Below are 21,158 nucleotides of genomic sequence, written 5' to 3' on the forward strand. Positions count from 1 at the left end.
CTACAGCGTCATATGACGAGATGGGTCTACGGGCCGCCGGGACGGATGGGCGTCGACATCATCGAGATGCGAACCACACCCGTCTGTACGGATTGTACGTACCAACCGTATAATCGGTACCGCGATCGAGTCAAGCGGTCGACGAGAGAGAAGGGGCGTGGTTTTCGGGCATTCCCAGAGCTGGACCGGCACACCCCGAGGGCACGGGACACATCGATCCGCCCTCAACATCAGCACGTTGAAGAGCGCCGACCCGTCGTCGGATCAGCCAGGCAAAATCCAGATGCCTGGGTTTTGGCACACCAGCCCAAGAGTGCGGGCTTCACCTGTGGTTGGCTACTGTCGCGGAGCGCGAGGGACGGCAGCAATAGCCAGTTCCAACTGCACAACGTCGGTGTTGACATACGTCTCGTAGACGTCGAAGCAGTAGCCATCGCTCGTCCAGGATGTGGATCGAATCCGCACCAGTGGTGTTCCGGGCGCGATCTGCAGCGCCTCTGCGACCTCCGTAGGAGGCAGGACCGCGGACACGAAACGATGCACCCCCTGCAGCCTATAGCCGGCGGCTCTCAACAGGCTCGTCAGAGAACCGGTGCCCGCCAGCGTGTCGGTTGCCTGCGCGACAACCGCACCCACCCGTTGGGGAAAGTAGTTGGTGCTGAAAACCGTAGGCACTCCATCAAGAAAGCGCAGCCGCGTCAGGCTGAAGCCCTCGGCATCGACAGGAAGCCCCAACCCTTGCTGCGCGAAGCTCGGAAGGGTCTCGGGGCCGGAACGGATTACCTGCGTCGATACCGAACGATTCTGATGAGTGAGCGCGTTCTCCAGGAACTCGCTGTCCTGGATCGTCCAGCCGAGCTGAACCTCTTGACTACTGGCGAAGACGCCGCGGTTCGTCACCCGACGAACCATGCCCTGGGCCTCGAGCTGCTGCAACGCCTGGCGCACAGTCGCCCGCGAGAGCCCAAATTCCTGACACAGTGCGTTCTCGCTTGGCAGCCGAGCATTGGGCGCGATCTGGCCCGATTGAAGCCGCTCCTCCAGCGTGCGCGCAAGCTGCTGATAGTAGGGCACCTCCGACTGTCGCTCGATGTGTGCAGACCCGATGGGCTCGGGAGAAGACATCCGGCAAACTCCGTCCACGACAAGCGGCTGTGCTGCCGTTCATGGTAGCGGAAGGGTCGGATGCCCCCTTGGTTCGGGCGACGCCCGGGAAGTGCCACTTGAGTGGGCCTGCGCTGTGGGGCCGAACCGAATCATCGACCCCACAGACTCCTGCAGTGGGACTACCCAAAGTCACTTGGCCAGCTGGAAGGCGGACAGGAAGTGCGCGACGTCTCTGGTCGCCGGGTACAACTCTCGGTAGCGGCCATAGAAGTCGTCGTAGAGCTGCTTGTTGGCCGGGTTGGGTAACACGTGCCCGGCAGCCTCCATCCAGGTGGTGGACTCGTCCGCCGCCCCGATGATCTGGGCTGAGATGAGCGCGTCACCATAGCTGGCGCCGATGGCCAGTTTTGGTAGTACCTGCTCAATACCCAGGACGTCGGAGACGATCTGCGTCCACAGACCTCCGGTGGTGCCACCGCCGACCGCCACGATGCGCTTGTCTTCACCCTCAGCAGCCCGGATAGCTTCCAGCAGATGCCGGGCACCATAGGCCGAGGCCTCCAACAAGGCGCGGTATACGTCACCCCTGCTGGATGTCAGGGTTAGACCCGCAATCACACCGCGCGCCATTGGGTCACTGATTGGAGTTCGTTCCCCTGCGAAGTACGGCAACGCGAGCAGACCGTTGGAACCCGGCCCGGCCTCCACAGCCTGCGCGCTCAATGCACCGAAATCGGAGCCGGTGAAGTCACCGAGCCAGCTAGTCAGCGCACCTGAGGCCGACAAGGCGCCGATCAGAGTGAACGAATCCCGGTATAGGCCGGTGAGCGACCACAACTCCGGGCTAGTCATCACGTGGTCGGCAATCAGGCTGAGTGCCATCGTCGAGCCATACATCAGCACGACGTCGCCTGGATCCTTGACGCCGACGCTAAGCCCCTCGACATATGCATCTGTCCCACCGACGCCTACGGGGATACCTTCGGGCAGACCGCTCAGCGCGGCGCCTTCGGCGGTGATGTAGCCAGCGATCTCATTGGAGTACTTCAGCTCCGGCAAGGCCATGCCTGGAGCGACCAACTCGCACCACTCGGGAATCCAATCCTGCGTCTTCGGCGAGTACATCGGCTCGAACATCGACACCGACTGGTGATCGATCACGTAGGCACCAGTCAACTTGAACGCGATGTAGGTCTGCGCCATGAAGAAGTACTTGGCCTTCTCCCACACCTCGGGCTCGTTGCGCACCGTCCACAGCATCTTGGGGCCGTGCGCCTGTGAGCCCAACAGGTTGCCGCAACGATCAAGGAGCGCCGAGGTCCCGATGCTTGCGGTGAGTTCCTCGACCTCCTTGGTCGCCCGCGTGTCCACGCCGTACAGGATCGCGGGGCGCAAAGGCTCACCATTGGCATCGCAGAACACGCTGCATGGGCCGATTCCTGACGTGGTGATGGCGGCGATCGGTCCGTCCGCCTCGGCTAGGAGGTCGGCGATGATGGCCTTGAAGTCAGCCCACCAGACCTCGTTTGCGTCATGTTCGAAGAACCCGGGCTTCGGCATCGACGTCCGGTGCGGCTTCGTGGACGTGGCGATCACCTCGCCGGAGGCTCTGGCGAGCACCCCTTTCGAGCTTCCGGTGCCGAAGTCGATTCCAATGACCAGCCTGTTGTCTGTCGCCATAGTGGCGTTCCTTCCTGTGAGCTTCTTTGCCCAGGAGCACGGGCCGACGATCGGGGCCCGCTCTGTACGAATCTGAGTGACTAGTGGTGACGAGTGAAAGGGAGGACGAGTGGGATCGTCCTGCGAAGTCGCGGCCTGGGCAGCGCGGGTGGGAAACACCGTGCGGCTGGAACCCCCAACCGGCGGAGCGCGCTGCCGGCCAGTTACCACGACCTCAATCGGGCACCACGGCGATCTTGATACCCGCGCCGGACCCGACGAACTCCACCGCCTCTTCCACCTTTGACAGGCCGAACCGATGGGTGACCATTGCTTTTGTATCGATAGCCCCCTTGACGATGAGGTCGAGAGCGCGAGCTACGTTGTGCCGTCCGGCATTGGACGAACCCACTACCACCACCTCCCGGTAGTGGATCAGGTTGGCGGCGATCGAGGAACGTCCTTCACCAGCCAAACCGGCGAAGACGCACACCCGACCACGCTTGCGCACCAGGCGCAGGCAGTCATCGACCAGCTGCGGGACACCGATACACAACACCGCCACATCCGCGCCCTCGCCGTCGGTCAGGTCCGCGATAACCCCAGCCAGGTCCTCGTTCATCGGGTCGACGGTGTGCGTGGCTCCGAGTACCTCGGCTTGTTGCCGCCGACTGGGCGACGGGTCGGACACGATCACCTGCTGGGCGCCGGACAGCAGGGCCAACTGCAGGTGAAGCAGCCCAATCGCCCCACCGCCGACGACGACCACTGTGTCGCCGAGCTCGACTCGGTAGTTGTCCAGTCCGTTCAGGCAGCACGAGAGCGGTTCCGCCAGCGCTACCTCAGCCGGGTCCAGTTCCCTCGGCGCCTTCAGCACAAGCTCGCCCTCAAGCGCGGCACGCGGAATCAACATGTGATCGGCGAGACCGCCGTCGTAGTGGTGACCAACAACGCGATGCCGATCGCAAAGGTGCTCCTGACCTCGGCGACATTGCCTGCAAAGCCCGCAGAAGATGCTCGCCGACACGATGACTTGATCACCCTCGTCGAACCCGGTCACCCCAGCACCGATAGCGTCCACGTATCCGCTGACTTCATGGCCGAGGATCACCCCGGGTTTGATGCCCTTGTCCTTTTCACCACGGATAGTGCGTAGGTCAGTCCCGCAGATCGTGGTTGCTTCGACTCGAACCCGCAGTTCCCCGGCTGCTGGTTGCGGCGTGGGCACCTCCATCAGCACGGCCCCCACGTCTTTGCCTCGATAGCTGAACCCACGCATCAATTCGCTCCGTTGCCGCGCTGGACCGAATCACGGGTGATCGCTCGCTGGCTTGGCCCCGACAGGCGCTCGCCTCGCTTCGCTTGGCTGCACATGGACACTCCTTCGCTGGAATATTGGTCACGACCGCGGCCGGAACGGCCTTCTGGCGGTCGCACTCGCCACGGCCAAAGTCGAGGTCGTCACGGCATCATACCGCATGGTACGGTCTGTACGTACGATACGTTCTGATCGGTAAGCGTGCTCGACAGTTCGATCGCAGCTGGGCTACCGTCTCGTCCCCGGTGCCTTACAAACCTCGTCCAGCGCGCACCCAGGGAGGAGTCCCATGCCTCTAGTCGCAGGCGTAGATTCATCGACCCAGAGCTGCAAGGTGGCCGTTGTCGACCTAAGCACCGGGGCGGTGATTCGCGAGGGCCGCGCAAGTCACCCACGCGGCACCTGGGTGGATCCCGACCGTTGGTGGGATGCGCTGATGATTGCTGTTGCCGACGCGGGCGGGCTCGATGACGTCGCTGCGATCGCGGTCAGCGGCCACGGCCACAGCACGACCTTCATCGGCCAGGACGGCGGCTCGGTGCGCGATGCCCTGCTGTGGAACGACACCTCGTCCCACCCACAGGTGCGCGAGCTGAACGATGAACTCGGTGCCGACGAATGGATCCGACGGACGGGCTCGCGGCTGACCCTGTCGGACACGATCACCAAAGTGCGCTGGCTACGCAACAACGAACCCGAGAATGCCGCCAGAGTCGCAGCGATCGCGCTCCCCCACGACTGGCTGACCTGGCGGCTGATGGGCGGCGGTCCCGGCAACCCGGACTTCGACCTGCTGACCACCGACCGTTCCGACGCCAGCGGCACGGCCTACTGGTCGCCGGACACGGACGAGTACTGCTGGGACCTGTTCGAGATGGCCTTCGGACGGCGCGTGTCCCTCCCTCGTGTACTGGGGCCGCGGGATCGCGCCGGGGTCACGGCCGCCGGGATCCCGGGCATTCCGGCCGGCGTTCCGGTGGGTGTGGGTAGTGGCGACAACGCGGCCGCAGCCCTTGCGTTGGGACTGGACGCCGGCGATGCCGTGATGTCACTGGGCACCTCCGGCGTCGTCTACGCACACACCAGGAGCCTGATACACGACTACACCGGATACGTGAGCAACTATGCCGACGCCACCGGTGACTTCCTACCTCGAGCCGCGGCGATGAACGCGTCACGCGACATCGACGCAGCTAAGAAGGTACTTGGGTGTTCGTACCGGGCGCTGGACGCGCTAGCCCTGGCAGCCGAGCCCGGCGCGGATGGCCTGACGCTGTTGCCGTACTTCGAAGGAGAGCGGACGCCGGATCTGCCGCATGCACGGGCTTCGCTGCACGGTGCTTCGCTGGAGAACTTCACCAGGGAGAACTTCGCGCGGGCGACGATCGAGGGCATGCTGGCGAGCCAAGTTGTGCTGCTGGACTCGATTCGGGCTTGCCAAGTACCGGTGAACCGACTGGTGTTGATCGGTGGCGCGGCGAAGAGTTCCGCCGTGCAGAAGGTCCTGACCCAGCTGGTGGATGTGCCGGTCTTGGTGCCGAGGCCGGGTGAGTACGTTGCCAAGGGAGCTGGGATGCAAGCCGCAGTGGCGCTCACCGGTGAGTTCCCGGTTTGGCCGCCACGGTCGGAGCAGATCCCGGACAGCCCGGCGGAGCCAGTCATCATGCAACAGCACCGAGCCGCAAAGGACGCCCTCGGGTACTGAAGGAAACGCTGACCGATCATGTCCGGCCGCGGCGCGGAGGGCGGGCGCGCTGCTCATCCCAGGGGTTGCACGTCCTCGCTCGGCATATCATCGATCAGTGCTTCTTGAACCGATCAAGCGGGCGAGCCGGGCCGTGGCCTGCGGCGACCCACTAGCGACTCATGCGTCAGTGGCACTTGCCTTGGCCGGCTCCTCGGCCAGCAACCCGGGTGGTCGGTGACCTCTCCTCAGGTGCGCGATAGCCAACGGCGCCGCGTGTCCCCAAACGCATTCGTCGGTGACGCGGTAGGAAAACCGCGTCACCGACGAATGCGGAAAGGTCAGGCGTCGTGGGCCTCGTGAACCTCCTCCATCGTCTCTCCGTGCGCAACGGCGTCCAGCGCCTCCTTGGGCAGCTTGAGCCCGCTGACGGCGATTCCGGCGATCACGTAGAGCGCGGCGAAGATGATCGTCACCCCACCCGGGCCGACCAGGCCGAGAAAGGCTGCGACGATGCCTGGGCCGACGAAGGTGGCCGCACCAGCACCCAGGTTTAGGACGGCGATCGAGTTGCCCTTCTGATCGGGCGCCATCAGCGACATCAACACTGAGATCGGAGTGAAGCCCGCCAGAGTGATACCGAAGAAGGCCGCACAGGCCACCGCAACCCAGTACTCCTGACTGACGTGCATCGGCACGAAGTAGAACGCGAGCGCGCTGGCCGCGGAGGCGAAGCAGCCGCCCCAGCGCAGGGTACGGTGCCACCCCAGCTTGTCGCTCAGAATGCCGAAGAAGAGATTGGCGAAGATGTTCGCGAAACCGATCGTGAAGACCAACAGCAACCAGCCCGGGGTTCCGAATCCGAGCTGATCGGCAAAGACCATGGGAAGAAAGACCAGAAAACCAAACTGCGGGGCAGTGTTGATGATCCGAATGACGCAGCCAAGCCCGACCCGTGGGCGCTTGAAGGCGATCGCCACGCTGTTCAGGATACTCTGCCCGGTGGTGACGTGCGGGTCAGCGAGGCGCCCGCCACCGTGAGCGTTGCGGAGGCCGGCAAGGGAGACTATGCCGCCAGCGACCACCATCCCCAGCGAAATCCACAACGTCATGTATTTGCCGATGATCGGTTCGGTACCGCTGGCCAGCAGGGATCCCAGGGTGGGTAGTCCGCCGGTGAAGGCGAAGTAGAACCATCCGACCGCCGATCCGAGCCGGTTGGATGGGCTGGCGGCCAGAACCCAGACCAGGAAGCCGTATGCGAACAGCGGATAGCCGAAACCGCGGAGTCCGTAGGCGACCAGAAGCAGGGTGAAGTTCCCGGAGGGGACCGCAACCGCCAGGAAGACAACCTCCATCACGCCCCAGACCCCGAGGCCGATCATCATCACCCGGCGCGGGCCCCACACATCCGACAAGGCGCCGGCGAGCCAGGCACCCAGGGTGACCGTAAGGCCGTAGGCAGTGATGACGACGGCCGCACGAGTCGCGTCCCCAGCCCCGCTCTCCGCCAGGAAGGGAGCGATGAACCCGGACTCGACGCCGTCGCCAATCATGAAGAACAACAGACCGAGGAAGCCCCAGGCCAGGTTGCGGGGGAGACCGATTCGTTCGATGAAGTGCCGGCTTTCGGCCGGCGCACTTGCTGTCATTACTTTCTCCTATTTCTCCTAGTAGAAGTCGGGTGGACGAGACCGAGGCACGCCCGGCTCCGCTCCCTCCCGGGCCGCGACAGGCAGCACACCCCTGGGGAAAGTCGGTGCCACGCTCCGCGGGGGCACCGCACCCAGCACCGCTCTTCGTGGCGAGACGCACTCAATGCGGCCGGGATCGGGTCGCTGGTCGGCGGGCTAGCGACACACCAGCACGCATTCCCAGTCCTCTCTGACCGACGAGCTTTCAGCACTGCCTCGGGGCTAACCCGCTTTCACCGCAGTACTGGCCACGTGGAGCGATAGCGCAAGGGTAGGGCGATGTGACCGTTCTGTCCATACCAGACTGGATAGTCCGGACAATTTAGGCGGCTCGCGACCGCGGTTGCTTGGCGAGAGCACATGCGCCACTCGCGTCGGCATGGCTCGCCACTCTTTGACCCGAGCTATGGGCCGTGTCCTCCAGGGACGCCGCGGCCGCCGGCTGAGTGCCGTCTCATCACTCTGAGTTCCGTCCAACGCTCCCTGAACTATCCCGCTCGCTGAATCCAGCGGCGAGCCCAAATAGTTCGGCGAGCGATTGGCGCGCGGAACCCGAGGTCGGACCGACCCGAGGGGTCAGTCGCATGCGTCCTCAACGGAGACCGCGGGACGCCTTGCAGAGGCCGGCGGGCAGGTTTTGCCCTGCAACAACAGACGGGCCGGATGGAGAACGGTCTCCGCGGCCGGAGTGCCGGGTTCATCGCCCAATAGCTGCCGCAGCATACGCGCGGCTGCTCGGCCCTGCGCACCGACGTCCTGAGCGACAGTGGTGAGATCAACGAACTCGGCCATCTCGGCGTTGTCGATGCCGACCACCGAGACGTCCTGCGGCACCCGGAGACCGGCCCTGCGCAGCGCCCACAGGGCGCCGACCGCGAGCTCGTCGAATTCTGTGAACACCGCCGTTGGTAGATCAGGCCGCGTCAGCAACTCGGTCATCGCACTAGCACCGCCGTCGATCCCGTGCCACCACATGAGCACCGACACCAGGGTGAGCGTCGTCCGGACCAAGCCGTTGATGTCGATGCCGCAGATCCTGGTGATGAACCTGGGCTTCTTCGGCATCCAGGACAGCCTCAGCATGCAACAGGCCACCTGCTTTGTCTATACCGTTACGTATTATCCGTACAGACAGGTCCAAACTGTGCGATTGTTCCCCATCGAGCAGCGCTCTGCGGTTACGGTGCCTCCATGACACTGCTGTACCTGATCCGCCACGGACAGACCGAATGGAGCAAGTCCGGCCAGCACACCTCCTACACCGACATCGACCTCACCGCCGAGGGCGAGGCGCAGGCCAGGGCACTGCGGACGCGGCTCGATCCGAGCGAGTTCGGGCTGGTGCTGACCAGCCCGCGACTACGCGCCCGGCGCACCGCCGAACTCGCCGGTTTCACCGACTACGAGGTGACCGACGACCTGCAGGAGTGGAACTACGGCGACTACGAAGGGATCACATCGGCCGACATCCGTGCCCACCATCACCCCGGCTGGCGGCTCTGGTTCAACGGCGCCCCCAACGGCGAGACCGCCGACCAAGTCCGCGAACGGCTCAGCCGGGTCGTCCGCCGCGTCCGCGAATCAGGCGTCGACAAGGCGATCTGCTTCGGCCACGGGCACGCCTCCCGAGTGCTGGCGCTGTGCTGGCTCGACTTCCCGCTGATCTTCGGTCAGGCCTTCCCGGTCGAGACCGCCAGCCTGTCCATCCTGGGCCGCGAGAAGGAATCCTGGGCGGTCCTGCGCTGGAACAGCTGAGCCGCCCAACGCTCGCCGAACTACTTGGGGAAGCGCCGACCATTCACGTCATCCCGGGCTCCGACCCGGGATCTCAGGCGAGGAGAGATCCCGGATCAAGTCCGGGATGACGACGGCGGGCTTTGATCAGCACATCCCTAAATAGTTCGAGGAGCGGTGGGGGGTGACGGCGTCCGCGGTCAGTGGCCGGCCAGCGTGGCCACCAGGATCGCCTTGATGGTGTGCAGCCGGTTCTCGGCCTGATCGAACACCACCGACGCCGGCGACTCGAAGACCTCCTCGGTCACCTCGAACACCTCGCGGCCGGTCTCGTCCAGGATCTGCTGCGAGACCGTGGTGTCCAGGTCGTGATAGCTGGGCAGGCAGTGCATGAACTTCACGTCCGGGTTCTCGGTGCGCTCCAGCAGTTCGGTGGTCACCCGGTACGGGGTGAGCAGCTCGATCCGATCGGCCCAGACCTGTTTCGGTTCGCCCATCGACACCCAGATGTCGGTGTGCACGAAGTCGACGCCCTTCACCGCCGATACCTCCTCGGTGATGGTCACCCGGGCCCCGGTGGCCGCGCCGATCCGGCGTGCGGTCTCCACCAGTTCCGGGTCGGGCTGCAGCGCCTCCGGCGCGACGATCCGGACGTCCATGCCCATCATCGCGCCGGCGATCAGCAGCGAGCGGCCCTGGTTGAACCGGGCGTCGCCGACGTAGGCGAAGCTGATGTCGCGGTCGTCCAGCCCGGACGACTCACGCATGGTGAACATGTCGCACAGGCTCTGGGTCGGGTGCCATTCGTCGGTCAGGCCGTTCCACACCGGGACGCTGCTGTGTTCGGCGAGGGTCTCGACGATCTGCTGCCGCGAGCCGCGGTACTGGATGCCGTCGTAGAAGCGCGAGAGCACCCGCGCGGTGTCGGCGATCGATTCCTTGTGACCCATGTGGGCACCGGTCTCGTCGAAATAGCTAACGTTGGCGCCCTGGTGGTAGGCGGCCACCTCGAACGACGAACGGGTCCGGGTGGACGGCTTCTCGAAGATCAGTGCGAGGGTCAGGCCGTCCAGCCGCTTGACCTCGCGTCGGGCCTTCCGCGCCTTCTTCAACTCGGCGGTCAGGTCGAGCAACTCCCGCCATTCGGCGGGGGTGTAGTCAAGCTCCTTGAGGAAGTGACGCTGGCGCAGGTTCACGGCGAGCCCATCTGTCGGTCGATTCGATAGGAGAACTCTGCCATGACAGAATCGCCGCCATGGTGATGCGTTTCCTGTTCAGCGCTGCCGCCCTCGCGTTCGCCACCTGGGTGGTGCCGGGGATCCACATGGACAGTGACCAACCGCAGAACAATCTGATCGTGATCATCGGGGTCGCGATCATCTTCGGTCTGGTGAACGCGATCGTGAAGCCACTGTTCAAATTCGCCTCCGCGCCGCTGCTGCTGCTCACCCTGGGCCTGTTCCTGCTGGTGATCAACGCGTTGCTGCTCTGGCTCACCGCCTGGGTGGGTGAGCAGCTGCACATCGGTTGGCATGTCGACGGCTTCTGGTCCGCCTTCTGGGGGGCACTGATCGTGTCGCTGGTGTCGTTCATCCTGAACTCGTCGTTCACCTCCAAGAGCGACGTGAACCGCTGACGTGATCGACGTCATCTTCGTCTGCTGGGGCAACATCTGCCGCTCGCCGATGGCCGAACGAGTGGCCCGCGGCCTAGCCGAACGCGAAGGCCTGGAAGGGGTGCGGTTCACCTCGGCCGGCACGTCCAGCGAAGAGCTCGGCGAACCCATCGACCCGCGGGCGCAGCGCGTCCTGGCCCAGGCCGGCTACTCCACGGGTGGCCACCGCGCCCACCAGATCACCGCCGCCGAGATCCGCGACGCCGACCTGGTGGTCGCCATGGAAGACCTGCATCTGTCGCGGATGCGCCGACTCGTCCCGGACGCCGACAACCTCGCCCTGCTCACCGACTTCGATCCGGACGCCGCACCCGGCTCGGGCGTCCCTGATCCCTGGTACGGCTCGGCGGACGGTTTCCGCGGCACCCTGGCCGCCGTCGAGGCCGCGATGCCGGGCGTCCTGGAGCGAGTCCGAGAGCTCGTCGGATAGCATCGGGCCGGTCGCCACACCCCACGGCGGCCCAACATGGCAGGCTGAACCCTATGCACATCCTCGTTGTCGACGACGATCAGGCCGTCCGGGACTCATTGGCCCGCTCGCTGCAGTACTCGGGCTACGAGGTAACCGCGGCGGGCGACGGTCTGGAGGCGCTGGCTCGGCTCTCCGCGCTGCGTCCGGACGCCGTGATCATGGACGTCATGATGCCCCGGCTGGACGGCCTGGAGACCACCCGGATGCTGCGTTCCACGGGAAACGACGTGCCGATCCTGGTGCTCACCGCCCGTGATGCGGTCAACGACCGGGTCGACGGCCTGGACGCCGGCGCCGACGACTACATGGCGAAGCCGTTCGCACTGGACGAGCTGCTGGCCCGGCTGCGTGCCCTCACCCGGCGGTCCAAGCCGGCCGAGCAGGAGCACGCCGACAGCGAAGTGCTGACCTTCGCCGACCTGTCCCTCGATCCGCAGACCCGCGAGGTGCAGCGCGCCGGACGCCGGATCAGCCTGACCCGCACCGAGTTCGCCCTGCTGCAAACCTTCCTGGAGCATCCGCGCAAGGTGCTCGAGCGCGGCTGGCTGCTCAACGAGGTCTGGGGCTTCGACTTCCCCACCACCGCCAACTCGCTCGAGGTCTACATCGGCTATCTGCGACGCAAGACCGAGGGGGAGGGTGAAAGCCGGCTGATCCACACCGTCCGCGGCATCGGGTACGTGCTGCGCGAGACTCCCCCGTGACAACAGGTTGGTTGAACCGGTTGCTCGCCGCCCGAGACTGGCCGCTGCGGGACCGGCTCGCCGTCCTGGTGGCGCTCGCCGTGGCGACCGCCGTCGCGCTCACCGGTGTGGCCGCGTGGCTGATCACTCGGGTGACCGTCTACAACCAGCTCGACAGTGAGCTGGTCGACGTCGCGGCGGTGACCGCGAACTGGGTGGCGGTCGACATCGAGGGCATGGGCGGCCTGGACACCAACGCCCTGAAGGCGGCCAACGTCACGGTCATGCTGGTCCGCGCCGACAACCGGGTGAGCACCCTGCCGGGCGCCACGGTGAGTCTGGTTCCCGGCGTCGAAGAACTCTCGGTGGCGCGCCGCCAGCAGGGTTCGTCGGCACGCACCGGTGAGGCGTCCAACGGTCAGCCGTACCGGATCGTCGCGGTGCCGCTGAAGGCCGGCACCGAGAATTACGCGCTGGTGCTGGGGCGTCCGCTGGAGGCCACCAACAACATCATGGCGACGCTGGGCTGGTCGCTGGCCATCTTCGGTTTCCTCGGCGTGGGGGTCTCCAGCGCCATCGGCTTCGTCATCGCCCGCTCGGCGATCCGGCCGATCCGACGACTGAACGAGGCCGTCACCCACGTCACCGATACCAATGAACTGACCCCGATCGGGATCGAGGGCGGCGGCGAACTCGCCGATCTGGGCCGCTCGTTCAACACCATGCTCGGCACCCTGCAGTCGTCGCGGGAACGGCAACGGCGGCTGATCGCGGACGCCGGCCACGAGCTGCGCACCCCGCTCACCTCGCTGCGCACCAATGTGGAGCTGCTGGTCGCCGACGAGCGCAGCCGGATGCTGCCCGAGGGTGCCCGGGCGGACATCCTGCGCGACATCGCCGCCCAGCTGGGCGAGTTCACCACCCTGGTCGGCGACCTCGTCCAGCTCAGCCGTGACGACGTGGTACAGCCGCACCCCGAGCCGATCGACCTGCGCGACGTGGTGCGCAGCGCGATCGCCCGGGCGAAGCGGCGCGGGCCGTCACTGACCTTCGACGTCGAACTCAACCCGCTGTATCTGATCGGCGAACCGGACACCCTGGAGCGGGCGATCACCAATCTGCTCGACAACGCGGTCAAATTCTCGCCCCAGGGCGGCACCATCCACGTGCTGCTGGAGGGCGACCGGCTGCGGATCTCCGATCAGGGTCCCGGGATCGCCGAAGAGGACCTGCCGCACGTGTTCGACCGGTTCTGGCGCTCGCCCACCGCCCGGAACACCCCCGGTTCGGGCCTGGGCCTGTCCATCGTGGCGCAGACCATCAAGGCGCACGGCGGCTGGGTGAAGGCGGGCCGCTCAGCCGAGGGCGGCGCCGAGTTCATCGTCCGGCTGCCGGGGAGCGCCACGCCCCCCGAAGACGAAACGGACGAGGAGCCGACCGCGCTGCTGCCCAAACTGAGTTCTTCGTAGCGGGCTGCGGGCCTGGTCGGGCATGCTCGTCCGACGATCGACCTCAGGGCGCCTTGGGCAGCGCCGTCGCGTTGTGTGAGATGCGTCGGTTCTCGCAGTTGTTCGAGACGTAGTCCCAGCCGACGGCGTTGATCCGTCCCGCGAACCCTTCATGCCGCCGCAACCAGCGACGCAGCCGGGCGGTGTTCCTGGTCATTGGTCTGCGCTGTCCGGACGGCGCGGGGCGCCGAAGGTGAAGGTGCGGACGGTGACCGCCGGCGAGCTCTCGGGCTCTGCCTTCGCGGTCTTCTCGGTCGGATCCGGCCGGCCACCCGGCGCCACCGGACGGACGCTCTCGCCCAGCGCCGCACGCACCGCGTCCCCGACGAGGCTGCCGGAGGGACGGTACTTGCGGGTCTCGGCCATGGGTCGGATTCTACTGCGAGGCCGGTCAGGGAGCGTCGAACTCCGTGGGTCGAGCTTGTCGAGACCTCGGGCGACGCGAATGACCAGCGCTTTCCTAGAAGTCGAAACCGACTCCGGTGAGTTCTGTGGAGCGTTCCCACAGGCGTGGGCCGACCTCGGGGTCGAGAGCCGGGGCGGGCAGTGCCACCACCCCCGCCGGTCCCGCCGAGCCACGATGCTCCAGCGGACCGTAGTAGTCGCCCGGACGTGGCACCGTGGCGGCCAGCAATACCGGCTGCGCACCATCGGCAGGCGTCTGAATGGCGCCGGTGAGGCGGCCGATCACGCTGACGAAAGCGGGCGGGCCGCCATTGGCGAAGATCGCGGTGTCACACCAACCCGGGTGGGCCGGTACCGCGAGGACGTCGACGTGCGCCCCGGCGGCACGTCGGCGAAGCTCGGTCGCGAAGACGACCGCAGCAAGCTTGGAGTCACAGTAGGAGCGGACGGTGGAACCGGTCGGACGGCCGAAGTCGGCCTCGATCCGGCCACGTTCGGACATGGTCGAGCCGAGGGTCACCACCCGGGCGCCGCCCGATTCCTTCAGCACCGGGAACAGCCGGGCGGTCAATGCCCAGGCGCCGAGGTGGTTCACCCCGATCTGGAGGTCGAAGCCGTCCTCGGTGAGCGCCGAGGGATCGCTGCTGCCCAGGCCCGCGTTGTTCACCAGCAGGTGGACGGGGTGGGCGCCGATCCGCTTCGCCGCCTCGGCGATGCTGGTCAGTGAGCCGAGCTCCACCAACTCCACCCTCAGATCGGCGTCCGGATGGTGCCGCCGGATCAAGCCCGCGGCGTCCTCACCACGCTGCCGACTACGGACGGCGAGCACGACCGTGGCACCCGCACCAGCCAATGCAGTGGCGGTGGCGAGCCCGATGCCGGCACTCGCACCCGTGACGACGGCGCGGCGTCCGGTGAGATCGGGCAGCGGCAACGGAGCTAGCCGGTCGCGGATCTTCCCGAGCCCCATCTGGCTCACTCCCCCGTTCGGGCGCCCAACGTCAGGTACGCCATCGAACCGCGTCGGCGCACCGGGACACCGAACAGGTCGGCGAGTTCGTCCGCCGTCCTCGGCGTGGCCATCTCGCCGAGGCGATGCAGGAAACGGATGTAGCGCGTCCCGACCGGCGTCGCCGCAACCAGCGAGCTCACGAACAGCCGGCCGCCGGGTCGAAGTTGGGCGCGCAGGCCGTCCACGAACGGCACGATGTCGTCGACCAGGTGCAGAAAGCCCAGGCAGAGCACCGTCTCGAAGCCGCCCGGCGGAAACGGCAACGCGAAAGCGTCCGCCTGAACGAAGCGGGTGTCGGGCCGCAAACGTCCGTCAACGGTCAGCCGGCGCGTGGCCAGGTCGAGCATGCCCTTGGATCGGTCGGTGAGCACCACCGGCCGCGCACTCGCCAGGTAGGCGCCTGCCGTTGCGGTCGCGGTGCCGGCCGCCACGTCGAGCAGCGGGCCTTCCCCGGAGTCGACCGCCTCGCGTGCGAAGGCGGCGTAGTCGGCGGGGTCCGTCCCCCAGGCCAGACGGTTGTACAGCCGGGAACTCACCATCGCGTCATAGGTGGCCGCGCCCCGGTCATAGACCGATTCGGGAGCGTCCCAACCCACCTCGAGAACCGCTTCCATCGAACTCATCGCATCCCTCCCCCGCGTCGCGCGCCAGCCTATGCCGCAGATCATGTCTCTGGGGTGCGAAGTCAGCCTCAGTCGCTAATGCTTCGTCATCGCAACGGTCACTGCACTCCGCCTGCCAACTCACGCTCGATCTGCTCGATGGTCGGCAGGCTGGTCTGCAATTGCTCAGGCAACGCCTCTGCAAGTTGAAACTCCGAGACCCCCAGGGGGCGAGCATTGTCACGAAGTGCATACTCGGCCACTACCTCGTTCTTGGTCTTGCAGAGGAGCAGGCCGATCGTCGCAGCGTCATCCTCATGCTTGACCTGTGCATCGACAGCCGTCATATAGAACCCGAGTTGGCCAACATGCTCAGGCCTGAACTTTCCGGCCTTGATCTCGATGACGACGTAGGCACGGATTCTCAGGTGGTAGAAGAGCAAGTCGATGAAGAATTCGTCGCCGCCGACCTCCAAGTGCACCTGCCTCCCGACGTAGGCGAAGCCAGCACCCAACTCGATGAGGAAGTCGGCAACGTGGTCCACCAGGGCCTGCTCGATTTCACGCTCCCTCGCACCCGCATCGAGCCCGAGGAAGTCCAGCTTGTACGGGTCCTTCAATGTCTCGTGCGCAAGGTCGGAGTGCACCGACGGCAGCGTGCGGGCGAAGTTGGTGATCGCTTTGCCTTGCCGCTCAAGGGTCCGGGCCTCAACGTGCATCACCAAGGTGTTCCGCGACCAGCCGTGCTTGACCGTGGCCGCCGCGTAGGCGAGTCGTGTGCTGGTGTCCTTGAGCTTGGTCAGCAGGACAATGTTGTGACCCCACGGGATTTGTCCAACAGGCTGTTGGACGATTGCGCCATCCGGCCACGCCTCCGCGAAAGCCCGCATGTACATGAGGTTGGCCCGCGAGAACCCACCCAGACCCGGGAACGCCTCCCGGAGGTCATGTGAGAGCCGGTCGACGACTTTGGCGCCCCATCCTTGCTCGGCCTGCCGGTCGAGGATGTCGCGGCCGATCTGCCAGTAGAGCCCGATGAGTTCGATGTTGACCGCCAGGGCCGCGCGTTGCTGGGCAGCCTGGATCCGATCCTTCAGGTCCGTCAGCCAGTCGGCATACCCCTCGGGCGGATCGGTGAGCGCGGGCACCTTGTCAGTCACGAGCGCACTCTCTCAGCCGGGACCGACATTCCCGGGCTCTATACCAGCTCAGGGGCTCGACCTGAACAGGCCTAGAGACACGCGAAGCCGCGGAACACTTGTCCATCGGTGGCACGGGATGGACCGCAACGAGCCGTCATATTTCCCTCCGACCTGCCGATTCGCCGAAATTTGTCGACGTCCGTCCGGGCGAGTACTTCGTGACACGATTGGCGCAATGACCGATCTGCCCGGAACCGCCAATTGTCCCTGCGGCGGCGGACGTTACGCCGAATGCTGCGCGCCGTACCTGCGCCGCGAGGAGTGGCCGCCCACCGCGGAGGCGCTGATGCGGTCCCGCTACACCGCGTTCACGCTCGCCGATGCCGAATACCTGCTGCGGACGTGGCATCCACGCACCCGTCCGGACACCCTGGAGTTGGACGACCGCCAGTGGACCGGCCTTGACGTCGTCGACCAGGTGGACGGCGGTCCCGACGACATGATGGGCATCGTCGGCTTCGTCGCTCACTTCCGCCTCGATGGACACACCGGCGCGCTCACCGAACGGTCGGCGTTCGTCCGGCGCGGCAGCCGCTGGGTCTACCTGGCCGCAACCCCGGACACCGAGTAGCCCGCCGGCGACTCGGCCAACCCGGGCTCACGGACGCCGCGGAAGGTCAGCCACAAACCGAGCGCCAGCTCCCACAGCGCGATCGGCAGAGCACCGACAGCACCCCACGCCGACACCTGGTCGAACCAGCCGAACAGCGTTCCACAAGCGCTGACGGTCAGCAGCGGAGCGCCGACCAAACCCACCAGCGGAATCACCCGAGGCACCAGCCGGGCCTGCAGCAGCGCCGAACCCAGCAGTGCCGCGTTGACTGCGGGCAGCAGGCCCGGCCCGATCAGGAACGCCCAGTCATGCAGTGCGACCAGCGCCGCCCGCGCCGAGGCGTCCGAACCGACGGATGACACGGCCAGCATGCCGGCCACGCCGAGCAGCACCAGCCCGGCCTCGAGCGTGCGCGAGCCCAGGAAGCCGAGCGCCAGCGGCTCGGAGCTTCGGCGGACGATCGGGAACAACGCCACCGCAGTTCCCAGGCAGGCCAGGGCCAGCACGATCTCCAGCCCGGACGCCGCCCGCAGCGCCGTCGGATCAGCACCGGGCGCGCCGTCCAGGTAAGGCTGCTTGAGCACCAACGCGGGTATCGAGGTGACGAAGGTGACCAGGTAGCACAACCCGGCCACAAGGCTGAGGCGACGATCGGCGGACATCCGAACCTCCTAGGTGTACGGCGTACACCACAGGCTAGGCGTACGATGTACACCATGTCAACGGAGTCTGCGCCACGCCTCCCCCTCGACCGGGGCCGGGTGCTCGCCGCGGCCGTCCGGCTGGCTGACCAGAAGGGCCTCGACGGCCTCAGCATGCGCAGCCTGGCCGCCGAACTCGGCGTGGTTCCGATGGCCCTGTACAAGCACGTGGCAAGCAAGGACGCCCTGGTGGCCGGCATGATCGACACGGTCGTCGCCGGCTATCCCGTCCCCGAAACGGGTCTGGACTGGCGCGAATCGGCCCGGTTCCGAATCCTCGGCGCCCGCGACGCATTGGTGCTGCACCCGTGGCTGCGGTCCGCGATCGAGGCCAGCCGGCACCGGACCCCGACCGTGCTCGCCCACATGGACGCCGTCGCCGGCGACCTACTGGGCGGCGGCCTGTCGGCCGATCTCACCCATCACGCCATGCACGCCCTGGGGCACCGCATCTGGGGATTCAGCCCGGAAGCCTTCGACGATGCCGCCACCAGCACCCCGGAGAACTCCGCGGAACTGGAACGGGTGGCGCGGGAACGTTTCCCGCACATCGTCGCGATCACCCTCGACTCGCTGGAACGCACAGGTGGCGCCGGCTGCGACAGCCACTACGAGTTCGCCTTCACCCTGGACCTGCTGCTGGACGCCTTCGCCCGGCTGCATGCCTCCGGTTGGGCCTCGCCTCGGACGGCGGGACCGTCCTCGAGGTGAGATCGGACACCGCTGGTCGAGCTTGTCTCAATGTCATCCCGGACTCGATCCGGGATCTCATCCAGAGGGTTCGGCGGCCGCTCTCCCACCTTGAGATCCCGGGTCGGAGCCCGGGATGACGTGAATGATCAGCGCCTCCTTAGGTTTCGACAAGCTCAACCAGCGGTATGCAGCGACACATTCAACGAGCGTGAGCTGTCGATCAACGCGGCTTCTAACCGTCCGCTGAACTTTTCCTTAGCGCCCGTGAAGGTGCTTGGTGCTGCCTGCTACGTTGAGCGCGGGCCGTGCGGGGACTAGTTCGGGGGCCGCCCTGTCCGATGTCGTCGCCGCCTGCGGTCCGCCTGATCTCACCCCCTCCCGGACAGGACAGGAGCCGGATCAATGACTGATCCGACCGATGCCGCGCGCCCGCTCGCCGCAGCTGCTCGCCGGCCCCGATTCCCACGCTGGTCACGTCACCTGGGTGCGGTTGTTCTCGCCGGTGCCCTGAGTGTGGGCCTGGTCAGCGCGGCACCCCCCGCCCAGGCAGCCAGCCCCGCCTTCTGCAGCGACGGCAGCCAGCCCTACGTTCCGGTGAGTGAGGCCCGTGGCTGGGCCGCCGGGCGCACCGTCAGCGGTAAGACCGTGGTACGCGGCACCGACCCCGAAGCATTCACCGGAAGCTACATCGGCTTCATCGAGGGCTACTTCGGCAAGGGCAAGGACCTGCTGCTGTTCAAGCTCAGCAGTCCGACCATCGACGGCACCAACGGGCTCAAGGCGGCCGGCATCTGGGCCGGCATGTCCGGTTCGCCGGTCTACGACGGCAACGGACGGCTGATCGGCGCAGTCTCGTACGCGCTGAGCCCCGACAACCTCCCGGTTGCGGGGGTGACCCCGGCCGAGTACATGAAGACGATCGGCACGACGGTGGTCAGCCAGCCGAAGAGCGCACGGGTCAGCGCGGCCAGCCTCAAGGTCACGGCAGCAGGCACCCGGGTCGCCGGGAAGTCGCTGGCCGGCGGTCAGCTGACCCAGGTGAAGACGGTCAATATCGCTGGGCCCGCCGGGACTGCCCAGAACGCCTTCACCAACCGCACCCTCGCCCGGACGCCGCGCACGGCCGGCGCCGCCTCCCTGCTGCGTAGCGGCACGTTCGCCGCCGCACCGCAGCAGTCCGCGACGGCGAAGCCGTTGGTCGTGGGTGGCAACATCACGGCGACCATGGTCAGCGGCGACATGGTGATCGGCTCCATCGGCACCGTGACGGCGATCTGTGGCAAGACAGTGTGGGCGTTCGGCCATCCGCTGAACCTCGAGGGGAAGACCTCGATGCTGATCTCGAACGCCTCGGTCGCGATGGTCGTCCCGGACGGCACCGGCGTGCAGGGTTCCTATAAGGAGACCTCCCAGCTCTTCGCCCCGGTCGGCGTGCTCACGCAGGACCGCACCGCGGGCATCCGCGGAACCATCGGCGCCCTCACCGGGTTCCCGCTCACCGTGAAGGTGCAGAACCCCAAGGGCGTACAGGTCGACAAGTACGTCGCCACCGTGGCCTACCCGGACGCCGCCGCCGCGGCCACCGCCGGACTCGTGGGCACGGCGGCGATGGAACAGCTGGATCAGTACAGCTCGGGCACCGGCAAGGTCAGCTGGACGATCAGTTACAAGCGGGCCAACGGCAAGACCGGCACGCTGAGCAACTCCCAGGTCGTCGACGACCGGTACTACTTCCCCGACGAGATCGGGACGCCGCCCGCCGACGACGTCTGGGCGATCAGCCAGCAGGTTCACGAGAAGGTGACCGTCACCGGCGTGACCGTCACCCTCAAACTGCTCTCTTCGGACGCCGTCAACTACCGGGTGTCGAAGGTGCAGCGGCTGAGCGGCAAGACCTGGGTCAACCTGTCCGGCAGCAAGCTCAAGGCGGGCACCAAGTACTCGCTGCGCCCGGTGTACCAGGTCGTCCGCAACGATCGGGTCGACGGCACCACGGCCGGCGCGAAGTTCCGCGTCACCCTGCCGGCGTCCGCCCGCACCAAGGGTTCGGTGCAGCTGATCGGGGCGACCAGCTTCGATCCGTGTCAGGCCGATGAGAACGGCGAGACCGAGTGTGACGAGTGGGACGACGAGTTCAGCGACCCGACCAACAGCTTCGACGAACTGATCGCGCTGCTCCGCACCGAACAGTCGGACGCGACCCTGATCGGCAAACTGAGCTACAAGGTGAAGAAGGGCTCCAGGAGCCGCACCTTCACCCTCACCGGGCCGGGCTCGTTGAGCGGCAGCACGACGGCCGGCTTCACGATCAAGAAGTAGTAGCTGACCGCCGCCGGTCGAGTTGCACCGCCGGTCGCGCTTCACCGCCGGTCGAGCTTCACCGCCGGTCGAGCTTGTCGAGACCCCTGGGATGGATCTCGACAAGCTCGATCAACGGTGTTTAGCCGACCATGAAC

21 protein-coding genes are annotated in these 21,158 nt (G+C 66.4%); 9 read left to right on the forward strand and 12 right to left on the reverse strand.

Annotated elements, in window-relative coordinates; translation table 11 throughout:
• Positions 1–336: 336 nt before the first annotated feature.
• The 3 genes from QM624_RS00120 to QM624_RS00130 all read right to left on the reverse strand — a co-directional run bounded on the left by QM624_RS00120 (position 337) and on the right by QM624_RS00130 (position 4,045).
• A complete protein-coding gene (locus QM624_RS00120) occupies positions 337–1,125 on the reverse strand; it encodes a GntR family transcriptional regulator (protein WP_415088038.1) in 789 nt (262 codons plus the stop codon).
• A gap of 171 nt (positions 1,126–1,296) precedes the next feature.
• Complete coding sequence (locus QM624_RS00125; RefSeq protein WP_415088039.1) at positions 1,297–2,787, reverse strand: FGGY-family carbohydrate kinase; 1,491 nt, start codon at positions 2,785–2,787, stop codon at positions 1,297–1,299.
• A gap of 214 nt (positions 2,788–3,001) precedes the next feature.
• Entirely contained in the window at positions 3,002–4,045 is a 1,044-nt protein-coding gene (locus QM624_RS00130) for a zinc-binding dehydrogenase (protein WP_415088040.1), read from the reverse strand.
• Between the two features lie 328 nt (positions 4,046–4,373).
• Between QM624_RS00130 and QM624_RS00135 the strand changes: the two genes are divergently transcribed.
• Complete coding sequence (locus tag QM624_RS00135; RefSeq protein WP_415088041.1) at positions 4,374–5,789, forward strand: FGGY family carbohydrate kinase; 1,416 nt, start codon at positions 4,374–4,376, stop codon at positions 5,787–5,789.
• Between the two features lie 320 nt (positions 5,790–6,109).
• On the opposite strand, the gene QM624_RS00140 is transcribed toward QM624_RS00135, so the two are convergent.
• Positions 6,110–7,420, reverse strand: a complete 1,311-nt coding sequence (locus QM624_RS00140; protein WP_415088042.1) for an MFS transporter — start codon at positions 7,418–7,420, stop codon at positions 6,110–6,112.
• A gap of 618 nt (positions 7,421–8,038) precedes the next feature.
• Positions 8,039–8,527, reverse strand: coding sequence for a substrate-binding domain-containing protein (locus QM624_RS00145; protein ID WP_415088043.1), 489 nt, complete (start codon positions 8,525–8,527; stop codon positions 8,039–8,041).
• A 126-nt stretch (positions 8,528–8,653) separates the two neighbouring features.
• On the opposite strand from QM624_RS00145, the gene QM624_RS00150 reads away from it, so the two are divergent.
• A complete protein-coding gene (locus QM624_RS00150) occupies positions 8,654–9,217 on the forward strand; it encodes a histidine phosphatase family protein (RefSeq protein ID WP_415088044.1) in 564 nt (187 codons plus the stop codon).
• A 179-nt stretch (positions 9,218–9,396) separates the two neighbouring features.
• Here QM624_RS00150 and argF read toward each other — a convergent pair whose 3' ends face one another.
• Positions 9,397–10,392, reverse strand: a complete 996-nt coding sequence (gene argF, locus QM624_RS00155; protein ID WP_415088045.1) for an ornithine carbamoyltransferase — start codon at positions 10,390–10,392, stop codon at positions 9,397–9,399.
• Between the two features lie 59 nt (positions 10,393–10,451).
• Here argF and QM624_RS00160 point away from each other — a divergent pair, with 59 nt between their 5' ends.
• From QM624_RS00160 to QM624_RS00175, 4 genes are read left to right on the forward strand one after another with little or no spacing between them, the layout of a single operon-like run.
• On the forward strand, positions 10,452–10,832 hold the full coding sequence (locus tag QM624_RS00160; protein WP_298129696.1) for a phage holin family protein: 381 nt from the start codon (positions 10,452–10,454) through the stop codon (positions 10,830–10,832).
• 1 nt (position 10,833) lies between these two features.
• On the forward strand, positions 10,834–11,301 hold the full coding sequence (locus QM624_RS00165) for a low molecular weight protein-tyrosine-phosphatase (protein ID WP_415088046.1): 468 nt from the start codon (positions 10,834–10,836) through the stop codon (positions 11,299–11,301).
• 53 nt (positions 11,302–11,354) lie between these two features.
• On the forward strand, positions 11,355–12,047 hold the full coding sequence (locus QM624_RS00170) for a response regulator transcription factor (RefSeq protein WP_298129692.1): 693 nt from the start codon (positions 11,355–11,357) through the stop codon (positions 12,045–12,047).
• Positions 12,044–13,495, forward strand: coding sequence for an ATP-binding protein (locus QM624_RS00175; RefSeq protein WP_415088047.1), 1,452 nt, complete (start codon positions 12,044–12,046; stop codon positions 13,493–13,495). The genes QM624_RS00170 and QM624_RS00175 overlap by 4 nt, the downstream gene beginning before the upstream one ends.
• Before the next feature lie 43 nt (positions 13,496–13,538).
• Here QM624_RS00175 and QM624_RS00180 read toward each other — a convergent pair whose 3' ends face one another.
• From QM624_RS00180 to QM624_RS00200, 5 genes are all read right to left on the reverse strand, one after another.
• Positions 13,539–13,691: a hypothetical protein gene (locus tag QM624_RS00180; protein WP_415088048.1), complete on the reverse strand. Its 153-nt coding sequence runs from the start codon at positions 13,689–13,691 to the stop codon at positions 13,539–13,541.
• Positions 13,688–13,900, reverse strand: coding sequence for a hypothetical protein (locus QM624_RS00185; protein WP_415088049.1), 213 nt, complete (start codon positions 13,898–13,900; stop codon positions 13,688–13,690). The genes QM624_RS00180 and QM624_RS00185 overlap by 4 nt, the downstream gene beginning before the upstream one ends.
• Before the next feature lie 94 nt (positions 13,901–13,994).
• Positions 13,995–14,909 (reverse strand): SDR family NAD(P)-dependent oxidoreductase, encoded by a 915-nt coding sequence (locus QM624_RS00190; RefSeq protein WP_415088050.1) that lies wholly within the window; start codon positions 14,907–14,909, stop codon positions 13,995–13,997.
• Between the two features lie 5 nt (positions 14,910–14,914).
• The gene (locus tag QM624_RS00195) at positions 14,915–15,574 is read right to left on the reverse strand and encodes a class I SAM-dependent methyltransferase (RefSeq protein WP_415088051.1); all 660 of its coding nucleotides are present in this window, start codon (positions 15,572–15,574) and stop codon (positions 14,915–14,917) included.
• A gap of 98 nt (positions 15,575–15,672) precedes the next feature.
• Positions 15,673–16,713: a PDDEXK nuclease domain-containing protein gene (locus QM624_RS00200; RefSeq protein WP_415088052.1), complete on the reverse strand. Its 1,041-nt coding sequence runs from the start codon at positions 16,711–16,713 to the stop codon at positions 15,673–15,675.
• A gap of 217 nt (positions 16,714–16,930) precedes the next feature.
• Here QM624_RS00200 and QM624_RS00205 point away from each other — a divergent pair, with 217 nt between their 5' ends.
• Entirely contained in the window at positions 16,931–17,326 is a 396-nt protein-coding gene (locus QM624_RS00205) for a YchJ family protein (RefSeq protein WP_415088053.1), read from the forward strand.
• On the opposite strand, the gene QM624_RS00210 is transcribed toward QM624_RS00205, so the two are convergent.
• A complete protein-coding gene (locus QM624_RS00210; protein ID WP_415088054.1) occupies positions 17,296–17,970 on the reverse strand; it encodes a DUF4386 domain-containing protein in 675 nt (224 codons plus the stop codon). The two genes, QM624_RS00205 and QM624_RS00210, sit on opposite strands and share 31 nt — an antisense overlap.
• Before the next feature lie 54 nt (positions 17,971–18,024).
• Here QM624_RS00210 and QM624_RS00215 point away from each other — a divergent pair, with 54 nt between their 5' ends.
• Both QM624_RS00215 and QM624_RS00220 read left to right on the forward strand, forming a co-directional pair.
• The gene (locus QM624_RS00215; RefSeq protein WP_415088055.1) at positions 18,025–18,720 is read left to right on the forward strand and encodes a TetR/AcrR family transcriptional regulator; all 696 of its coding nucleotides are present in this window, start codon (positions 18,025–18,027) and stop codon (positions 18,718–18,720) included.
• Between the two features lie 384 nt (positions 18,721–19,104).
• The gene (locus QM624_RS00220; protein ID WP_415088056.1) at positions 19,105–21,021 is read left to right on the forward strand and encodes a hypothetical protein; all 1,917 of its coding nucleotides are present in this window, start codon (positions 19,105–19,107) and stop codon (positions 21,019–21,021) included.
• The last annotated feature ends 137 nt before the right edge of the window (positions 21,022–21,158 follow it).

This window comes from Micropruina sp. (assembly GCF_047606365.1).
Taxonomy (GTDB): Bacteria; Actinomycetota; Actinomycetes; order Propionibacteriales; family Propionibacteriaceae; genus Micropruina.